This window comes from Nonomuraea rhodomycinica, from assembly GCF_013363995.1.
Lineage (GTDB): Bacteria > Actinomycetota > Actinomycetes > Streptosporangiales > Streptosporangiaceae > Nonomuraea > Nonomuraea rhodomycinica.
In genome coordinates, this window is the sequence record NZ_JABWGO010000021.1 from 16,662 (window position 1) to 33,878 (window position 17,217).

The window sequence follows — 17,217 nt, forward strand, 5'->3', positions numbered from 1 at the left end:
AGGATCCGACTGCCATGTCGTACCTGCTGCACATCGACTCCTCCTCGCTTGGCGAGGGTTCGGTCTCCCGCGAGGTCGCCCAGACCTTCCGGGACGCCTGGAAGGGCGAGGTGATCCACCGCGACCTCGCCGCCGCGCCGATCCCGCACCTGAGCGCCGTCGGGATCTCCGCCCGGATCACCGACCCCGCCCAGCACACCACCGAGCAGGCCGAGGCCGCCGCCCTCCAGGACGAGCTGATCGAGGAGTTCCTCGGCGCGGACGCCTACCTGTTCACCGTGCCGATGTACAACCTGACGATGCCGTCGGTGTTCAAGGCGTGGCTGGACCAGGTCATCGTCGCCGGCCGCACCCTCAGCCACGCCGGGCCCTCGCCCGTTCAGGGCCGTCCAGCGGTGCTGATCTCCGCGCGCGGCGGCGGGTACGGGCCCGGCGCTCCCAAGCACGGCCTGGACTACGTGGTTCCCGCGCTGGAAGCGGTCCTGGGCCACGACGACCTGCTCGGCCTGGACGTCACGACCGTGACGCCGGAGCTGACCATGGCCCCGCACGCGCCCGTCCTGGCGCCGCTGCTCCCGCTGCACGAGGCGTCCATGGCCAACGCCCACGCCCGGGTCCGTGACCTCGCCATGACCATCGCGACTCCCCACGCCGCCTGACCTGTTCACTTAGGGTGATCTCCCATGTCTGGACTGCTGATTCTCGGCGGCAGCGGCCGCACCGGCATCCACGTGCTCCGGCAGGCGGCCGCGCGCGGCCACCACGTGCGCGCGCTGGTCCGCAACCCCGACGCCGTCCACGCCCCAGCCGGGGTCGACCTGATCCAGGGGACGCCCGCTGACATCGCCGATCTCCGCAAGGCCGCCCATGGCACCGAGGCGGTGATCGTCGCGCTCAACAACTCCCGCGCCTCCGACAACCCCTGGTCCAAGCCGGTCAGCCCGCCAGGATTCATGACCGACGCGATCGGCAACGCCCTCGCGGTGATGGGCGAGCTGGGCATCCGGCGGATCGTCGTCACCTCCACCCAGGGCGCAGGCGACGACTGGAACCATCTCAACCCAGTGGTGAGGGCCGCCATCAGCCTGTCCAACCTCAAGGCCGGTTTCAACGACCACCATGGCGTCGACCGGGAGATCCGGGCCTCTGGCACCGACTGGACCCTCGCCCGCGCCATGGCCCTGTCCGACAAACCCGCCGCCGGGCCGGTCCGCGCCGCCGAACGCGGCACCATGAAACCCGCCGCACGCATCAACCGCGGCGACCTTGCCGACTTCCTGCTGGACGTCGTCGAGCAGGGCACCTGGATCCGCAAGGCACCGCTCGTCTGGAACACGACAGGCTGACACGCCACCCGTCTGCGGCTGTCCAATGAGCGACCCCGAGTGTCGTCCGGCGCGGAGGCTTCGTTTCCCGGTTATCTGGCAACTCGGCGGATGGGGGGTCGGCGCGATGGATCCAGTCATCGCTGAGCAGCTCGGCCGCACACACCCGCTTGCCCGCCACCTCGATGACTTCCTCACCGACCTGGCCAACGCCGGCGCCTCCGTCCACACCCGGCGCGCCTACCGGCGACCTGATCGCTTGCGCCGCCCACCACGGCGAGGAGATCGGCGCACTGACCGCCGCGCCGATCCGGGCCTTCCTGGCGCTCGCCGACCTGTCGCCGGCCAGCCGCAAGCGCAAGCGCGCCGCCGTCGCCTCCTTCGCCAAGTGGGCGGTCCGCCACGACCTCCTGGCCGCCAACCCGATGGACCGCATCGACACGGTCAAGGTGCCGAAGAGCCTGCCCCGCCCGGCCGTGGCCGCCGACGTGGCTAAAGTGCTGGCGGTGATCTGCTCGCGGCGGCCGCGTAAGGACCTGCCGCTGGACCGGCTGCGGGATCGGGTGCTGTTCGAGACCGCCTATGTGTGCGGCGCACGCGCCTCGGAGGTGTGCGGCCTGTACGTCGAAGACCTGGACCTGCGCCTGGACGACGAACACGTCCGCATCCACGGCAAGGGCGGCAGCGTCCGCACCGTCCTGCTCGACGACCGCGGCTACGTCACCCTGCTCAAGCTCTACCTGACCCGCGCCGGCTACACCGCCGGGCCACTGTTCCGCGCCTCCATCAACGGTGGCGGCGGGCCGCTGTCCTACGACGCCGCCCACCACCGCTGGCAGACCTACTGCGCCGCCGCCGGTGTCGAGATCGACATCCACCAGCTGCGTCATGCCCACGCCACCGAGCTCATCAACGCCGGGGTGTCCATCGAGGCCGTGCGCCGCCGCCTCGGTCACGCCTCCACCGAAACCACGCAGCTGTACGCCCTGCTGGCCGACGAGATCGGCGACGCAGAAATCCGCGCCGCCCGCAGACGCCGTGACCGTCGCTGAATCTCACACCAACCCAAGATCAGTCTCAGCGCCAACGGCTGTCCGCAGGTTCCTCAACCCCGGCTCTGGGCAAGCTGCCGGGTCCGTTGCTCGTGTCAAGGAGTTGTTGGTATCGCCGAATCGCCTTGTTATGGCTGCCGTGAGCGCACTTGTCCACCTCGACGGCCAGGCGCTTGGATCGGAAAGGGTGATCTTCTGCGGTACGGGCTGATGGTGGATTTCGGAGGTCGCGTCACTGGTCCCGCCGCGTGTCCGTTTGTCATGTGCGGGTCGTGTCGGCCTGCGCCGGCACAGAGAGGAGTAGCAACCCATGACCGCGCTGACCTACACCGTTCTCACCGATCCTGCGTCGTTGGAGGCCTCGGAGAACAACAGGACCCCGTCCAAGGGGACGGTGTATCTGGTCATCACCAACAACACGAAAAGGCCGGTGAACTGGTCCGAGATCGAGGTGACGGTGCCGGTCGGCACCGCCGTCGACGCCCTCACCCCGAATACCAGCGGCATCAACCCCACCGGCGTATACACCGATACCACGACAAACGTCCAGACCCCGGTGGCCTTCGGTCCGAACGGCACTAACAGCTTCCATGCCACCGCCAGCGGCCGTAGTGACACTTTCTACGTCGGCGACTGCATGATCCTGACACTGGCCGATGTCACCCTCACCGTTGGCGCCGGGCCGGTGGTGTTGCCGGTCGCCGAGACCCTCGTTCGGGCGAGCGCTCCGGCTTCGCCCACCTACGCGGCGGTGGCGGTGGTGAAGACCACTCCCCAGCCGATCCCCGCGCCGCATAGCTTCCGCTCGGACAAAGAGATGCTGGACACCGGAGACAGCCTCACACTGCGCTGGGACGGGTCCGACGAGTTCAACTACCAGATCTCCTACCCGAACGGGTCGTCGGGCACCATCGCAAAGCCCCCCACGGGCGCCTCGTATTCCTGGTCACCGCCGGCCGCCCCGACGCGGGCCACCACCTACACCCTCAAGGCGACCTCCCGCACCACCCCTGCACAGGAACACTTTCTCACCACGACCGTTCAAGTGCGTCATCCCGTCCTGGAAACCCTCACTGTCGCCACCCTCACCGCCACCGACATCACCACTGCCACCCTCAGTACGGCCACCCTCACCGCCACCACCGGCATCGACACACCCTGGGTCCAGGGAACGACGAAGGCGACCAAGGGCCAGCTCACCTTCACCGGCACCGGGGTAAAGGTCTACGACAACACCGGCGGGCAGGGAACCGTGACCGCCGAGAAAGCCGACCTCACAGGGATCAACACCGATTGGGTGCAGGGCAAGGGCACCAACGACGGGTGGATCGGCTTCCGCAAGGAAGGACTCACCGTCCATCGGGAGAACGGATCGAACCAGGGGACGGTGTACGCCGACAAGGCCGAACTCAACGGCATCAACACCAAATGGGTACAAGGCAAGGCCACCACGGATGGGTGGATCGAGTTCCCGGCCGCCGGGGTGAATGTGTTCGAAGGCGCCGGAAACCGTCAGTGGGGAACCGTCGCAGCCGGCAAGGCCGACCTGAACGACCTGATCACCCGCCGAGCTCAGGTCAAGGACCGCCTCACCCTCCAGGGCGGGCTGACCGTCGACTCCGTCTTGGAGACCCAAGACGGACCACCGCGGCTGATCGTCCACGGCCAGCTGGACGCCGAGGGAGAGGTGAACGCCAAACGGAAGGTCGATGTCGGCGGCGACCTGTCTGTCAACGGCGATGTCCGCCCCATGAAGAACCTGACAGTCGCAGGCCTGGTAACCGCGACAGACTTGACGATCGAGGACAAGCTGACGACCGTCGACGCCAAGCGCAAACTGGTCGTCCACGGGCCTGCGGTCTTCAATGGGAAGGTGGAGGCCAACCGGGAGATGGTGATCCGCGGTCCCGCCGAGAGCATCATGCACATCGACGCGGAGAAGGTGCTGGTCAGGACCGACCTACAAGTCGTCCACGGCCTCCTCTATTCGAATATCGCGAAGACCTCTGTCCCCAAACAGAACCCTTGAGGACTGGCGCACCTCCGCACAGGGACTCGCGGATGGGCCACCCTCGCAGAGGCCCTCGTTGCCTACGGCAAAGCCGGCATCAGGGGAACACGCCGCTCGGCGTTATCAGGCCAGCGAGCGCCGGACTCATCCCCGATCGTCCAGGCCGAAAACCGGCCTCGACAGGAGCCCCGGTCGCCTGCTGTGAACGGGGGCGACTCCCTACTTTGAGGCTCATCGCACAGACTCGAGCGGAAACCTTGATCACGCGTTCGTACTCCTAGAAGATGACAAATACTGGATCGCCTGGCATGGGCTGGGTTGCAACTGGAGGGACTGTGCATGGGCGAGTGGCAGCGCTATGTGGACGACAATCTGATCGGCTCCGGTAAGGTCGACCGGGCGGCAATCACCAGGCTGGACGGCGAAATCTTGGCTGCGTCCGAGGGGTACAAGCTCAGTGCCGCCGAGCAGAGTCAGCTCAGCAAGGAGTGCAGGGCCGTGTTCAGCGGCGGAGAGGGCCAGGTCGGCGGTCTTGTGCTGGCCGGCACCAAGTTCTTCACCATCGGGCGCGATGAGCGCTCCCTCTTCCTCAGGTCCGATCTCAAACACGCCGGTGCGATCGTGGCGCAGACGAACCAGTGCATCATCGTCGCGGAGTATGACTTCCCGCTCCAAGTGACGGAAGTGGTTCCCGTCGTCGAGTCTCTTGCCGACGAACTGATCAACGCCGCGTACTGATCACCGGAGTGGCCCCGGGGCGACTCTCTACTTTGGGGCTCATCGCACCGACCCGAGAGGAGGACCGTCAAGGGTTGAGCAGGAAGGTGGTGCCGGCCTCGGTGACCAAGGTCGGGCGCAGCGGCCGCCAGCCGTCGTCGAGCTTGGCGAGTTCGCCTTCGATGTCGACCTCGATGAAGCCGAAGAAGTTGATGTTTTCACGGTGGCCAGGCGCGATGAACGACAGCAGTTCGTCGGAGACTTCGCGGCCCTGGGCGCGCAGTTCCTTGATCCCCATCGCGTAGTACTCGGTCGTCCAGGTGATCACTGCGTTGGTCAGGATCGTGAGGCACCAGGCCTGTTCGGTTTGATCCTGCAGGTGTGGGCGGACGATCGCGCCTTGCTGAGCGTGGTGCAGATCGCGACGCAGGGCGTGCAGGCTCTCGCCCTTGTTGAGCTGGCGTGAAATCTTCCGCCTGTGGACCGGGTCCGACAAGTAGCGAGCAGCGTGAATGGTTCGCCGCATGCGGCCCCACTCCTTGACCGCCGCCAAGAAAGTGTTCTGGCGGGAGGCGGCCGACCACTTGCCGACGACCAGGGACGCGCTCGCCTCACCGAACTTCAGCGATCCGGCCATCCGCAGCAGGTCATCCCAGCACTCGGTGATGAGGTCTTCGTTCCACCGGTCGGCCAGTAGCGGCCCGGCGTGAGGAAACAGGGCGTTGGTCGCTGCAGGGGTGTCGACCCTCAGGAGCGTGATCCGGCCCAGGTCTCGCACCCGGGGCGTCAGAACCCTGCCGACCAGGTCGAACAGGCCGAAGTTGACCAGCGTGGCACCGTGATTATCTGTCGCGTGCTCGTGGATCGGCAGATCGGTCTCGTTCCCTAGCAATTCGTCGAGGGTGTAGTGGCCCTCGCGGGTGGTGGGGATGATCTGCTTGGTCCCGTACGTCCACCATTGATCGGAGACGTGGGTGTAGGTCGACAACACCTTCCCGCCGTGGATGTTCATGTCCCGGGCCGTCAAGCTCCTGCCGCGCACAGGGAAGCGCTGCCCGTCGGAGGTGGACATGGTGCCGCCCCCGAACTTCTTGGCCAGCTCCAGCTTGTAGTGGTGGTTGACCAGCACCGTGTTCGCCTCGCGCAGCGTCTCCTCCCGCACGTACCACTCTTGGGTCCAGGCGAGGGTGTCGTAGGAGACACCGCACGCCTCGGACATGCGGGTGAGCCCGAGGTTGGTGGCCCCCGCGATCAAGACCGCGAGGATGTTGCGCTTCTGCTCGATCGACAGCTTGGTCTTGCGGCCGCCGGCATGGGTGAAGCAGTCCAGGAAGTGGGTGCGGGCGTCCAGCTCGATCAGCAGCGAGGCGATCGGCACGAACGGCAGCATCCCCGACAACTCCTCCCGCAGCGCCTTGGCCTCGGCCGGGATGTCCTCCGCCGACAGCGGCGGAATGACGAGCTGCCGGGATCGGCATACCGCCGAGACCCGGGAACGAACACATCCCCCGAGCGGAGCCCATCCCGCAGCGCCAGCACCAGGCACAGCTCCCAGTAGTGCCGGAACGCCGTCTCATCACCTGACGTCCGGGCCTTGGCCAAGTAATCGGCGTACCGGGCGGGCACGAACGACGTTGGCGTCCCGGCCGGGACCTTGCGGCCACCGGTCCGGTTCAGCTCCTTCAAACCTCGAGGGCGTCCATCAGATCGGCGGCGCCGGGGCCACCCTGGAAGTCGATCGCCGATAGCACCTTGGGAGTGAACTTGCGCAGGTAGGTGTAGGAGGCCTCCAGCGCGGCCAGGCGGCCGTGGTCGCGCGGCAACGGCTTCCAGCTGATCGCGGAGCTTGTCCATCCCGATGCGCTCTCGCAAGATCCCGCCCACCTGCTCATCCGAGACCCCGGGTCGACCAGGATAGGGGGGATCACATTTATCAGCAGTTGGCGAGCCTCGCCCTTCTTGGCCCGCTCCGCCAAGGCCTCATCCGTTTTGGTCTTGGCGTGCGACTCGCGTGCCGACACCGCCTGATCGAACAGCGCGATGACCTCGTCCATCTGATCGACTGAGGACTGAGCGACCAGCGCGAGCAGGATCGGGTAGCGGCGCTCCTCGCGCCGTGCCAGCCCCTGAACCGTTGAGCGGCGGCCCACCGTGGCGAGGAACCGGCGCCGCTCCCGCGGCAGCATCGACAGATCCAGGTGGTGCGCATCCATCGCCCGCAGATACAGCAACTTGTCAATGGAGACGCCGATCGCCAGTGGCGTTGCCTCCACCGCCGACGTCGTCAACCACCGCAGCCGCGGCATCCCGATCTCCGGATCATGCACCAGCAGCCGGTCCAGATCCGCCCGCATCGGCCGTGTCAGCAGGTGCTCGACTCTTTGAGTGGTCAACGCCCCTGCGGCAGAACGGGCCGCGGTCACCAGTTCCATCAGTGTGACGACCCCGGGCCGTACCACCTGCGCGCTGATCAGATGCTCCACCGCCTGCTAGGCCGGTCCAGTAGGAACTGCTCCAGCTCTTTCCACTGAATGCTGCCCGGTGAGGGGTTCTTCCACGTCAGGTACTTCATCACCAGCTTCAGGTGATCACTGCGGGTCTGCGGACGTTTCTTCGTGGCTCGCGCGTACTGTTCCAACATCCCTGGGAACACTCTGCCCTGCTAACCGCACCAACGCAGCCCGCGGAACCTCCTGGAGGTTGTCGGGGATGTATCCGAGCCACGGCAGCGTGCACAGTTGTACGACAAGCCCCAAGCGCGCTTACGGTCCCCGACCCGGCGCATCCAGGAACGCGTGCTCACGCGACGTCAACGTGAAGTACTTGATCAGCTCCTCGCGCCCGATGTCCGGGAACGACCGAAGACGCTCCAACTGCTCAACAGATCATCCAGTTTGTGAACGAACCCGCAGGTCAGACCTTAATCCGTTGGATTTCCGCCGTTTGCTACGGGGAGCCCGCGTCAACGGTCCACCGACCCGACCCCGTGCTCATGCCTCCACAGTCATAACGCCATAGCAATGTTTATCTTGGACAAGATAGCTCCAGAGCCATAGCTTCGGGGGGTGAGAAGCCAAGGTTCCACCGCACGAGGAAAGGCCGGGATGACGATGTCCACGCAGCGCGAGGTTGACGAGGCCGAGATCCGCCGGTTGATCGGCAAGATCGTCGAAGGGCTCCAGGACAAGGATCTGGAGGGTCTGCGGCGGCTCTACGCGACGGACATCGTGTCCTTCGACATCGAGCCGCCGCTCCAGCACGTGGGGGTCGAGGCGAAGCTCAAGAACTGGGCGCCCGTGTTCGCCTTCTTCGAGCAGGTGCGGTACGAGGTTCGCGACCTGACGCTCACCGTGGGCGACGACCTGGCGTTCGGGCACGCCTTCGCCCGTCTCAGCGGCACGCTGAAGAACGGCACGGCGACCAGCGGCATGTGGGTCAGGGTCACGTACTGCCTGCGGAAGATCGAGGGCACCTGGTTGATCGCGCACGACCAGGTCTCGGTGCCGCTCGACATCGCCAGCGGCAAGGGAGTCGTCGACCTCCAGCCCTGAGCCCGCCACCCCGCTCCCCCGCTCCCCCCGCGCCGCGTCGCCGCGGCACCGCGTCCATGGAGAAAGCCATGAACTCCACCGAGGTCGCCTTCACCGTCCGCCACCTCGTGATCAGCAAGACGCGCGGCCGGTTCACCAGCTACGACGTCACGCTCGTCACCGCGCCGATCGCGCCGAGCCGCAGCCGGTGAAGCCCCTCGGGGCGCGGCTCCCGGCGGCGCGTCCTCAGCGCTTCTCCTGCGGTTCGCCGGTGATCCAGTTCCAGTTGGCGATCGTGGCGCGCATCAGGCGGGCGGCGGTGGACAGGTGGCCGCCGGTGCCCCAGTACAGGGTGACCGCGCGCCGGCAGTCAGGGTTGTCGACGGGAACCCAGACGCCGGCGACCCGCGCGGGGCTCATCCGGGCGAAGGCGGGCACGAGACCGACGCCGAGCCCCGCGCTGATCAGGGCCGCGATGGCGCTGGGCTCGTCGACCTCGCAGACGATCTTCGGGGTGTGGTCGCGCGCGGCGAACAGCCGGTCCAGGAGGCGGCGTTGCCAGTGCCCCTTGCGGGCGCTGACGAAGGGCAGGTCGACGAGCTCGTCGATGCTCACCGACGTACGGCCCGACAACGGGTGGTCGACCGGCGTGCCCAGCCCGACCGGCTCGTCGAGCAGCTGGACCGCCTCCAGTCCCTCGGCGGAGATCGGCTGCGAGGCCACGCACAGGTCGACGTCCTGGGCCCGCAGGTGACGGCCCATGTCCTCGGCCGCCATCCAGCGCAGCTCGATCTCGATGGTCGGGTGAGCCCGTTTGAAGGCCGCCAGCGGCCCGGTGAGCGTGAGGAACGTCTCCGACGCGAGCCGTACGGTGCCCACGCCCTCGCTGACCGCCTCGGCGACGGCTCGCCGCCCCGCGTCCAGCTCTCCCAGGGAGCGTTCGACGTGGTCGCGGAAGAGCCTGCCCGCGTCGTTCAGCCGCAGCCGACCGCTCCGCTCGAACAGCGGCGTGCCCAGCTCGCTCTCCAGGCGGGCGATGGTACGGCTCAGCGACGGCTGGGCGACGCGCAGCTCCTCGGCCGCTCCGCTGAGGTGTTCCAGCCGCGCCACCACCAGGAACTGCCTGAGCGAGTTCAACTCCATCACGCCTCCAGAGGCATAGCGCCACAGCGATATGAATCTTAGAGGAGATAACTCATAAGCCATGAAGGCGCCGGAAGTGCGGGACCGCTACAGCAGGGTTCCTCCTGAGGCGTCCAGCCAGTGGCCGGTCACCCAGCGGCTGTCGTCGGAGGCCAGGAAGGCCACCGCGTCGGCCACGTCCTCGGGGGTGCCCACGCGTCCCAGGGGAGACAGGGACGACAGCCAGGCCAGCGCGTCCCCGACGAGCCTGCCCTGGTGCATGTCGGTGTCGATGACGCCGGGCGCCACGGTGTTGACGGTGATCGCGCGTGGGCCGAGCTGCTTGGCAAGCGTCGAGGTGAGCACGTCGAGCGCGCCCTTGGACATGGCGTAGCTGATGGACTGCGGCATGGCCGAGCCGCGGGTCAGCATCGTGGAGATGTTGACGATCCGGCCGCCGTCGCGCAGCCGGGGCAGTGCGAGCTGGGTGATGAAGAACGGGGCGGTGGCGTTGATCGCGAAGATCCGCTCGTACTGCTGTCTGGTGACGTGCTCGATGCCGGGCTCGTCGTTGAGGATGCCCGCGTTGTTGACCAGGATGTCCAGCTCGTCGGCGTGTGCGTCGAAGGCGGCCCACAGGCGTTCGGCATCGCCGGGTGCGCCGAGTTCGGCCTGCAGGCAGAAGGCCTGCCCGCCTGCCGCCTGGATCGCGGCGACGGTGTCCTTGGCGGCGTGTTCGTTGCTGCCGTAGTGGACGGCGACGCGGGCGCCGTCGCGCGCCAGGCGCTGGGCGATGGCGCGGCCGATTCCCCGGCTCGCGCCGGTGACGAGGGCGGTCTTGCCGTGCAGAGTGTGCATGATGCCTTCCAGCTGTGTCTGGTGGGATGAAGTGTGCGCGCTGATGTTGGAGACTGGCCGCGGGCGATCCGCCGGGCAGGTGGTCTCGCGAGGGTCCTCGCGGGGGGGGCCGCAGCCGGGCCCGTACGGGCGCCAGGCTGGGCGCACGCAAGTCGAACAGGGACACGGGACGCCTTCGAGCGGACGGCGCGCGGCGGGCTGTCGCCTCGGAGAGTTCAGGACATCGGTTCCCCGAAGGGGTCAATGCCGAGGCCGGTCCTCCGGGGTGTCCGGCTGGAGGAAGTCGAGGGTGGCCAGTTCGTTCACAGTCGCTTGAAGCTGGGCGATGCGGGCCTGGCCGATCAGGACGAGCTGTTCACCTGCGCTGACCCACTGGTCGAGATCGCGTGAGAGGGGCGGGATGCCGGCGAGGATGTCGGCGCTCTCCTTGAGCGTGATCCCCACCCGTTGCGCGGCGAGGGCGAGTTTGATCCGGCAGATCGTGTCGACGGTGAAGCGGCGGGCGTTGCCGCTGCTCCGGTAACCGCTGACGACACCGTAGCGCTCGTAGAAGCGGACGGCGTTGGCCGTCACCCCGGCGGCCCTGGCCACCTGACCGACCGTCAGCAAGGCCTGGCTCGTCTCGAAGCCGCGGTGGTCGGTGCTGGTCATGGCACACCTCCCGCCTTCGCCGATGAGTCTCGCCGGTCCAGTATCCCCGAGGTCCGCCCCGGGGAGCGCAGCCGTACGACCAGGGCGAGCGACATGACGACGAGGGCCGCCACCTGGATGATCCGCTGGGCGTCCACGACGGTGACCACCTGAGCTGTCTTGCGTCATGGCACCGACGCTAGAAGTTCGCCTATGGGCGAACTCAAGTCCATCGGTGGCCGGCAGCCATCTCCGCATCTCCCTCGCCCGTCGCGGTGCGCGCCACAGAGCCACGAGGCAAGGCGGGCGAACGAACAGTCACGCCAAGGAGGGCGGGTGGGGTCGGCTTGGCGTGACTGGTCGTTCCAGAGCTGCTGGCCGGGTGTTGCCCAGGTGGTCGCTCGTGAAGACGGGCGGCCGCGACGACGGCCCCGCCGATGGCCGGCAGCGTGGTCTATTTCGGCGCGTGGAAGCCGCCGATCTCCTGCTCGAGCAGTTCGGCCAGCCGCAGCGGGGTGCGGTCCTCGAACATCGGACCGATGAGCTGCACCCCCACCGGCAGGCCCTCGGGGGACCGGCCCGTTGGTACGGCGGTGGCGGGCAGGCCGGGCATGGTGGCCAGGCCAGCCCAGACGAGCTGGTCGAAGTACGGGTACTCGACGCCGTCGATGTCGATGCGCCGTTCCAACGGATTGGGGTTGTGGTCGTGCGGGAACGCGGGCGTCGGCGTGATCGGGCACACCACGGCGTCGAACTCGGCGAACAGCTGCCGCCAGCCGTGGCGGTGGACCTCGCGGCGGTTGTTCGCGTCCATCCAGTCGCGGTGGCTGAACACCATGGCGCGCAGCCGCACGGCGTCAAGACTCTGGTCGTCCGCGCCCAGTCCGGCGGCGCGGGCCCGCAGCTGCTCCTCCGAGTCGATGGGAAAACGCGCAACGGAGCCTGAAATCAGCAACTGCATGTAGAGCGTCGCGGCTTCGGTCAGATCGGGCAGCAGCGGACTGTGCCGTTCGACGCGGGCGCCGCCGTCGACGAGCGCGGCGGCCACCCGGTTCACGCCCGCCCGCACGGCGGACCCGGTCGCGATGAGCGGATGCTCGTCGAGGACCAGGACCCGGAAATCGCCGAGCCGCTCGTGACGGGCGGGCGGCAGCGCCAGACGGTGCGCCACACCGTACGTCAGCGGGTCCGGTCCGGCCATGACGTCGAGCAGGAGCGTGAGGTCGCGGGCGGTGCGCGCCATCGGACCGACGACGGCGAGGTCGAGGTCGACCGGCAATGCCGGCTCGGACGGCGCGACCATGCCGCGGTTGGCCGCCAGCCCGAGCGTCGGCTTGTGCGCGTAGACGCCGCAGAAATGCGCGGGGGTGCGCAGCGAGCCGGCGATGTCGGAGCCGATGGACAGCGCGCCGAACCCGGACGCCAGGGCCGCCGCCGACCCGCCGGAGGATCCGCCCGACGTGCGACCGTGATCCCACGGGTTGGTGGTGGTGCCGTAGATCTCGTTGAAGCTCTGGATGTCCTGCAGCCCCAACGGCACGTTCGTCTTGCCGAGCACCACCGCGCCCGCGTCCTTGAGTCGCGACACCTGTACCGCGTCCTCGGCCGGCATGTGGTTCCGGTGCGGCGGCATGCCCCAGGTCGTGGGCAGCCCGGCGACGTCGTACGACTCCTTGACCGTCACCGGAATGCCGAGCAGCGGCCGGTCCTCGCCGCGGGCGCGCGCCCGGTCGGCAGCGCGTGCGGCGGCCCGGGCACGGTCGAAGTCCGGCACACAGATCGCGTTGATCGCTTCGTCGTCCCGCTCGATACGGGCGATCGTCTCGTCGGTCAGTTCCACGGAGGTCACTTCACCGGCGCGCAATGCGGCTGCGAGGTCCTCGGCCGCCTGAAAACTCCATTCCATGGAGGTTGACTCTAAGGGCGTTCCGTAAATGCTTGTCCCCACACGCGTCGCCCGCGTTCACCCGGAAAGTCGAAACAGCCATCTTCACTGGCCGAAGCCATGCACCCTTTATGCAGTCAAAGATGTTTCACCGCAGGTCAGAGTGGTTGGCGGCAGATGGAATCCACTGGCAAGGGCATGAAATGCCGCTTCGCGCAACGAGACAGACATCTCAATCATCATCATGGATCTATCCGGCCACCGACTATGCGCTGGACTGGTGGCCATAGCGTGCGGGGATTGTCAAGTAAGCGGGATAAGTCATTGTGAAGTGGTTCTATCGAGATGGCTCGAGTCGGGCGCCGCTCGACGAGCGGCGCCCGATCCCGCGTTCACCCGCTACCCGAAGGTCGCGTGGCTACGGATGGCCGGGCAGGTCCGCCAGGCGCCACGTCGGGCCGGCCGAACACGACACCTGCTCGACGACGGCTCCGGCGGCGGTGCTCCCGTCCGCGACCCCGACGCACTTGTAGGTGCGGACGGACACCAGCTGATGTCCCTGACCCGAGGGGCGCAGCTCGAACCGCTGGTCGGTGCTGTCGAGGGCGCACGTCCGCCGTACCAGGGCGCTCCCGCTCCCCGTCGTGAGGCACAGCGTCCCGGAGGAGTCGACGATCTGGTAGATCTTGGGCGCCGCGCGCCGGAACAGCAACCGCTGGTCCGCCCCGCTGCCGCACACCGCCTGGACGAACTGAGCGCCGCCGCTCGGAGCGGCCAGGCACTTGCCGGAGTGGCTCGCGACGGCGGTGGAGGTGAAGTTCCGGTCCGCCAGGACGGCCTGCATCTGGTCGTAGGCGGGCTTCCTGGCCAGGGCCGCGTCCAGCGGGTGGGCCGCGCCCCAGCCGGGAACCACGGCCGGCACCCAGGAGTACCTGTCGGTCAGGCTCCAGACCGTCAGCGACACGCAGCGGGCGACGGCGACGCACGCCGCGGTGACGCGGCGGTAGATCTCGGCCTGGGCGGCCAGCTTGCGCTCGTCCACCGGCAGCTTGAGCCGGACGTCCAGCTCCGTGACGGCCACGTCGACCCCGAGCCCCGCGAACAGCTCCAAGGTGCTCCTGAGCTGCGTCGGCGGGATCGTCTCCGGTGTCGGGTCCTTGATCAGGGAGTGGGTCTGGAACCCGACGCCGTCGATCGGCACGCCCTGGGCCCGCAGGTCGCGTACGAGGTTGTAGAGGGCGGTCCGCTTGGGGTTGCTCCACTCGGCGTTGTAGTCGTTGATGTAGAGCTTGGCGGAGGGGTCGGCGGCCCTGGCCCACCGGAAGGCGTCGGCGATGTAGCCGGGGCCCAGGCGCTTGAGCCAGATGGTCTGCTTGAGGGTTCCGTCCTCGGCGAGGACCTCGTTGACGACGTCCCAAACGGCGACGCGTCCGGCGTAGCGCTTGACGGTGGTCTCGACATGCCGCTGGAGCGCGGCGCGCAGTTCCTGGTCGCTGAGCGAGCCGTCGCTGACCCAGGTGGGCAGGGCGCTGTGCCAGACCAAGGTGTGACCGCGGACCATCTGGTTGTTCTGCTGGGCGAAGGACACGACGGCGTCCGCCTTGCCCCAGGTGTACACGCCCGGTTCGGGCTCCAGGTTGACCCATTTCATGGCGGTCTCGGGCGTCACGCTGTTGAACTCGTACCGGAGCTTGTCGCGGTAGCCGTTGTCGCTGTCCAGGCCGCGGTCGTTGACCGCCGCCCCGACGCGCAGGTTGCGGGCCGCCGCCAGGGTGCGCAGGGTCACCTCGGCCGCGGTGGCGGGGGTGACGGCCGTCGCCACGGCGGCGAGCAGGACGGTGCTCACGGCGACGAGGGAGACAAATAGGCGTTTCATATCTTCTTTCGCAATTGAGGGCGAGTGGGATGCTCGGTGCGTGGGTCAAAGCGGTCGTGGGGCAGGCGATCGTGGGTCAACCGGTCGGGGAGGTCCTCGCCCGGCGGTGGCGCGGGCGGCGGAGCAGGAAGAAGGCGCCGAGCCAGCAGCCGAGCCCGAACACGGCGCCGGCGCCGCCCGCCGCCAGGTACACCGGGTCGACGGGAGGATGATCGACCCGGTCGTCCACGGGCTCCATGGCGAAACGCTCGCCGCCCTCCCAAGGCGCGGCGGCCGTCTCGGCGGGTCTGGTGCGGGCCGCGGCGCGTACCGCGGCCTCGGCGTCGATCAGGCCGTGGCCCAGGAAGGGGGTGTAACCCCGCGAGGGCTTGATCGCCGTGTCGACGAGGATGCGGCGCACCTGACGCGGGCTCAGGCCGGGGGCGCGCGACACCATCAGGGCCACCGCCCCCGCGGCGAGCGCGCAGGCCGGAGAGGTGCCGTTCACCAGGCGGTACCCTCCCGTGTTCGAGGCGCTGGCGATGTCGACGCCCGGAGCGGCGATCGTCGTGTACGTGTGCACCTGCGAGAACTCCGCCCGCCTGCCGTCCGGGCCCATCGCGGCGACGGCGATGACACCGGGATAGGCGGCCGGGTAGGACACGACGTTGTTGGCATCGGGGTCGGCGAGGTCGCTCGACCCTCCGTTGCCGGAGCTGGCGAGCAGGACCACGCCCTTGCCCACGGCGTGGCCGACGGCGGCGGCGACGTCCTCCTCGTACGGCTGGAAGGCGCCCCATTCGTCGGTGCCGAGCGACATCGAGATCACCTTGGCGCCGTGGGCCACCGCGTACCGGATGCCCCTGGCCAGTGCCTGCTGCGACTTCTTGACCTCCGGGGCGATCTCGCGGGTCCTGGCCCACTTCTTCACGGCCTCGTCGAACCTGTCCCTCGCCGGGTCCTCGCGGTCCCAGATGACCCGGACCGACAGCACCCGGGCGCGCGGCGCCACGGACAGCACGTCGGAGGCCATCGCGGTGCCGTGCGCCCCCCAGTACGGCTGCCCCGGCCGGGCGCCGCCGCCGATGAGGTCGGGACCGGTGCTCACCCGTCCCCGGAAGGCGGGATGGCCGGCCACCACGCCGCTGTCGAGCACCGCGACCGTGACGCCCTCGCCCTCGGCCATCGTCCGCGCGGCCGGCACGCGCATGGCCGCGAGGTGCCAGTCGCGGCCCGCGCCGGCCTGGGCGGGCCGCGCGGCGAGGAGGAGCAGGACGGCGGCCACGCCCACGATCTTGCCTGCCGGTCTCACGAGCGGACCTTGCCGATCTCGTCCGAGAGCCGCAGGACGACGCTCTCGGCCAGGCCCACGGACGTCTCGGCCCAGGGTGAGCGGTCCTGCTGCTGCTGAATCTCCCCGCGCCCCCAGGGCGGGGGGAGCCGGCCGGGCCGGCGGCCGTCGACGGGGCCGGAGGTGACCGCGACCAGCAGCGGCGTGTCCGGGTCGGGCACCGCCCAGGCGCCGCTGCCCGCGCGGGCGCCGTCGGCCCAGGCGAGGCCGGGCGCGCTCAGGACGCGGACGCCGTAGTCGCGTTCGTCCCGCCGGCTCTCGCGCAGGACGCTGTCGAGGTCGTCGGTGTCGTCGCGCTCGCCGAAGGCGACGATGGCGATCGTCGCGGCGCTTCCCCCGGTGTCGTCCACGTAGCTGGCGCGTACCGCCGCCACGCAGCCCCGCGCGCCCGCCTCGCGGGCCAGGTCACCGGAGAGCGCCTTGCCGCAGGAGGTCTCCGGCGAGACCGCGGCGCGGGTCCACCCCCGTCCGGCGCCCGGCCCGGCCTCGCGCGCGCCGGGGTCCGGCAGGCCGATCGTGGCGGGGAACAGCGTCTCCACCGGCAGGTTGCGCCACAGGTTGCGCAGGTACCGCTTGCTGGGGATCTGCTGGCGGCTGTCGGCGACCGCGTGCGCGACCAAGCCGCCACCCGCCAGGACGGCGGGCAGGCCGAGGCAGACGGCGACGACGCCCGCCACGACCCGCCACGCCTTCCTCCCGGGCCGCGGCCGAAGGGGCGCGCCGTGCTGCGGCGGCGGCCCCTGCCAGGGCTGCGGCCGCAGGGGCGTGCCGTGCTGCGGTGGCGGCGCCTGCCAGGGCTGCGGGTGTCCCTGCGCGGGCGGGCGCCCTTGCGAGGGGTGGACCATCGTGGCTCCTGTCGGATCATGGTGACGAGCGGTGGA

18 protein-coding genes are annotated in these 17,217 nt (G+C 69.0%); 7 read left to right on the forward strand and 11 right to left on the reverse strand.

Features of this window, described 5'->3' with window-relative positions:
* Window positions 1-14 precede the first annotated feature (14 nt).
* The 5 genes from HT134_RS43150 (at window position 15) to HT134_RS43170 (ending at window position 5,126) form a co-directional block, all read left to right on the forward strand.
* Complete coding sequence (locus tag HT134_RS43150; RefSeq protein ID WP_175606302.1) at window positions 15-659, forward strand: FMN-dependent NADH-azoreductase; 645 nt, start codon at window positions 15-17, stop codon at window positions 657-659.
* A 24-nt stretch (window positions 660-683) separates the two neighbouring features.
* The gene (locus tag HT134_RS43155) at window positions 684-1,346 is read left to right on the forward strand and encodes an NAD(P)-dependent oxidoreductase (protein WP_175606303.1); all 663 of its coding nucleotides are present in this window, start codon (window positions 684-686) and stop codon (window positions 1,344-1,346) included.
* A gap of 164 nt (window positions 1,347-1,510) precedes the next feature.
* Window positions 1,511-2,377 carry a tyrosine-type recombinase/integrase gene (locus HT134_RS43160; protein WP_217709074.1) on the forward strand — a complete coding sequence of 289 codons (867 nt, stop codon included), beginning with the start codon at window positions 1,511-1,513 and terminating at the stop codon, window positions 2,375-2,377.
* Between the two features lie 310 nt (window positions 2,378-2,687).
* Window positions 2,688-4,406 (forward strand): polymer-forming cytoskeletal protein, encoded by a 1,719-nt coding sequence (locus HT134_RS43165; RefSeq protein ID WP_175606304.1) that lies wholly within the window; start codon window positions 2,688-2,690, stop codon window positions 4,404-4,406.
* A 321-nt stretch (window positions 4,407-4,727) separates the two neighbouring features.
* A complete protein-coding gene (locus HT134_RS43170; RefSeq protein ID WP_175606305.1) occupies window positions 4,728-5,126 on the forward strand; it encodes a profilin in 399 nt (132 codons plus the stop codon).
* A gap of 67 nt (window positions 5,127-5,193) precedes the next feature.
* Here the strand turns inward: HT134_RS43170 and HT134_RS45045 are convergent, their stop codons facing one another.
* The 3 genes from HT134_RS45045 to HT134_RS48265 all read right to left on the reverse strand — a co-directional run bounded on the left by HT134_RS45045 (window position 5,194) and on the right by HT134_RS48265 (window position 7,861).
* On the reverse strand, window positions 5,194-6,495 hold the full coding sequence (locus HT134_RS45045; RefSeq protein WP_217709075.1) for a Tn3 family transposase: 1,302 nt from the start codon (window positions 6,493-6,495) through the stop codon (window positions 5,194-5,196).
* A 292-nt stretch (window positions 6,496-6,787) separates the two neighbouring features.
* On the reverse strand, window positions 6,788-7,588 hold the full coding sequence (locus HT134_RS45050; protein WP_217709076.1) for a hypothetical protein: 801 nt from the start codon (window positions 7,586-7,588) through the stop codon (window positions 6,788-6,790).
* 105 nt (window positions 7,589-7,693) lie between these two features.
* A complete protein-coding gene (locus tag HT134_RS48265) occupies window positions 7,694-7,861 on the reverse strand; it encodes a hypothetical protein (protein WP_376768150.1) in 168 nt (55 codons plus the stop codon).
* A gap of 348 nt (window positions 7,862-8,209) precedes the next feature.
* On the opposite strand from HT134_RS48265, the gene HT134_RS43180 reads away from it, so the two are divergent.
* Entirely contained in the window at window positions 8,210-8,656 is a 447-nt protein-coding gene (locus HT134_RS43180) for a YybH family protein (protein ID WP_246366567.1), read from the forward strand.
* A gap of 68 nt (window positions 8,657-8,724) precedes the next feature.
* Complete coding sequence (locus tag HT134_RS47425) at window positions 8,725-8,847, forward strand: YceI family protein (RefSeq protein ID WP_175606306.1); 123 nt, start codon at window positions 8,725-8,727, stop codon at window positions 8,845-8,847.
* A gap of 34 nt (window positions 8,848-8,881) precedes the next feature.
* On the opposite strand, the gene HT134_RS43190 is transcribed toward HT134_RS47425, so the two are convergent.
* The 8 genes from HT134_RS43190 to HT134_RS43225 all read right to left on the reverse strand — a co-directional run bounded on the left by HT134_RS43190 (window position 8,882) and on the right by HT134_RS43225 (window position 17,181).
* Window positions 8,882-9,778 carry a LysR family transcriptional regulator gene (locus HT134_RS43190; protein ID WP_175606307.1) on the reverse strand — a complete coding sequence of 299 codons (897 nt, stop codon included), beginning with the start codon at window positions 9,776-9,778 and terminating at the stop codon, window positions 8,882-8,884.
* 87 nt (window positions 9,779-9,865) lie between these two features.
* Window positions 9,866-10,615, reverse strand: coding sequence for an SDR family oxidoreductase (locus HT134_RS43195; RefSeq protein WP_175606308.1), 750 nt, complete (start codon window positions 10,613-10,615; stop codon window positions 9,866-9,868).
* A 240-nt stretch (window positions 10,616-10,855) separates the two neighbouring features.
* A complete protein-coding gene (locus HT134_RS43200) occupies window positions 10,856-11,266 on the reverse strand; it encodes a MerR family transcriptional regulator (RefSeq protein ID WP_175606309.1) in 411 nt (136 codons plus the stop codon).
* Window positions 11,263-11,415 (reverse strand): hypothetical protein, encoded by a 153-nt coding sequence (locus tag HT134_RS43205; RefSeq protein WP_175606310.1) that lies wholly within the window; start codon window positions 11,413-11,415, stop codon window positions 11,263-11,265. Before HT134_RS43205 ends, HT134_RS43200 begins: the two co-directional genes overlap by 4 nt.
* 284 nt (window positions 11,416-11,699) lie before the next feature.
* Window positions 11,700-13,151: an amidase gene (locus HT134_RS43210; protein ID WP_175606335.1), complete on the reverse strand. Its 1,452-nt coding sequence runs from the start codon at window positions 13,149-13,151 to the stop codon at window positions 11,700-11,702.
* A gap of 397 nt (window positions 13,152-13,548) precedes the next feature.
* A complete protein-coding gene (locus HT134_RS43215) occupies window positions 13,549-15,006 on the reverse strand; it encodes an endo-1,4-beta-xylanase (RefSeq protein WP_175606311.1) in 1,458 nt (485 codons plus the stop codon).
* Window positions 15,007-15,082: 76 nt separating this feature from the next.
* Window positions 15,083-16,297: a S8 family peptidase gene (locus HT134_RS43220; RefSeq protein ID WP_175606312.1), complete on the reverse strand. Its 1,215-nt coding sequence runs from the start codon at window positions 16,295-16,297 to the stop codon at window positions 15,083-15,085.
* Complete coding sequence (locus HT134_RS43225) at window positions 16,294-17,181, reverse strand: hypothetical protein (RefSeq protein WP_175606313.1); 888 nt, start codon at window positions 17,179-17,181, stop codon at window positions 16,294-16,296. Before HT134_RS43225 ends, HT134_RS43220 begins: the two co-directional genes overlap by 4 nt.
* Window positions 17,182-17,217: the final 36 nt, after the last annotated feature.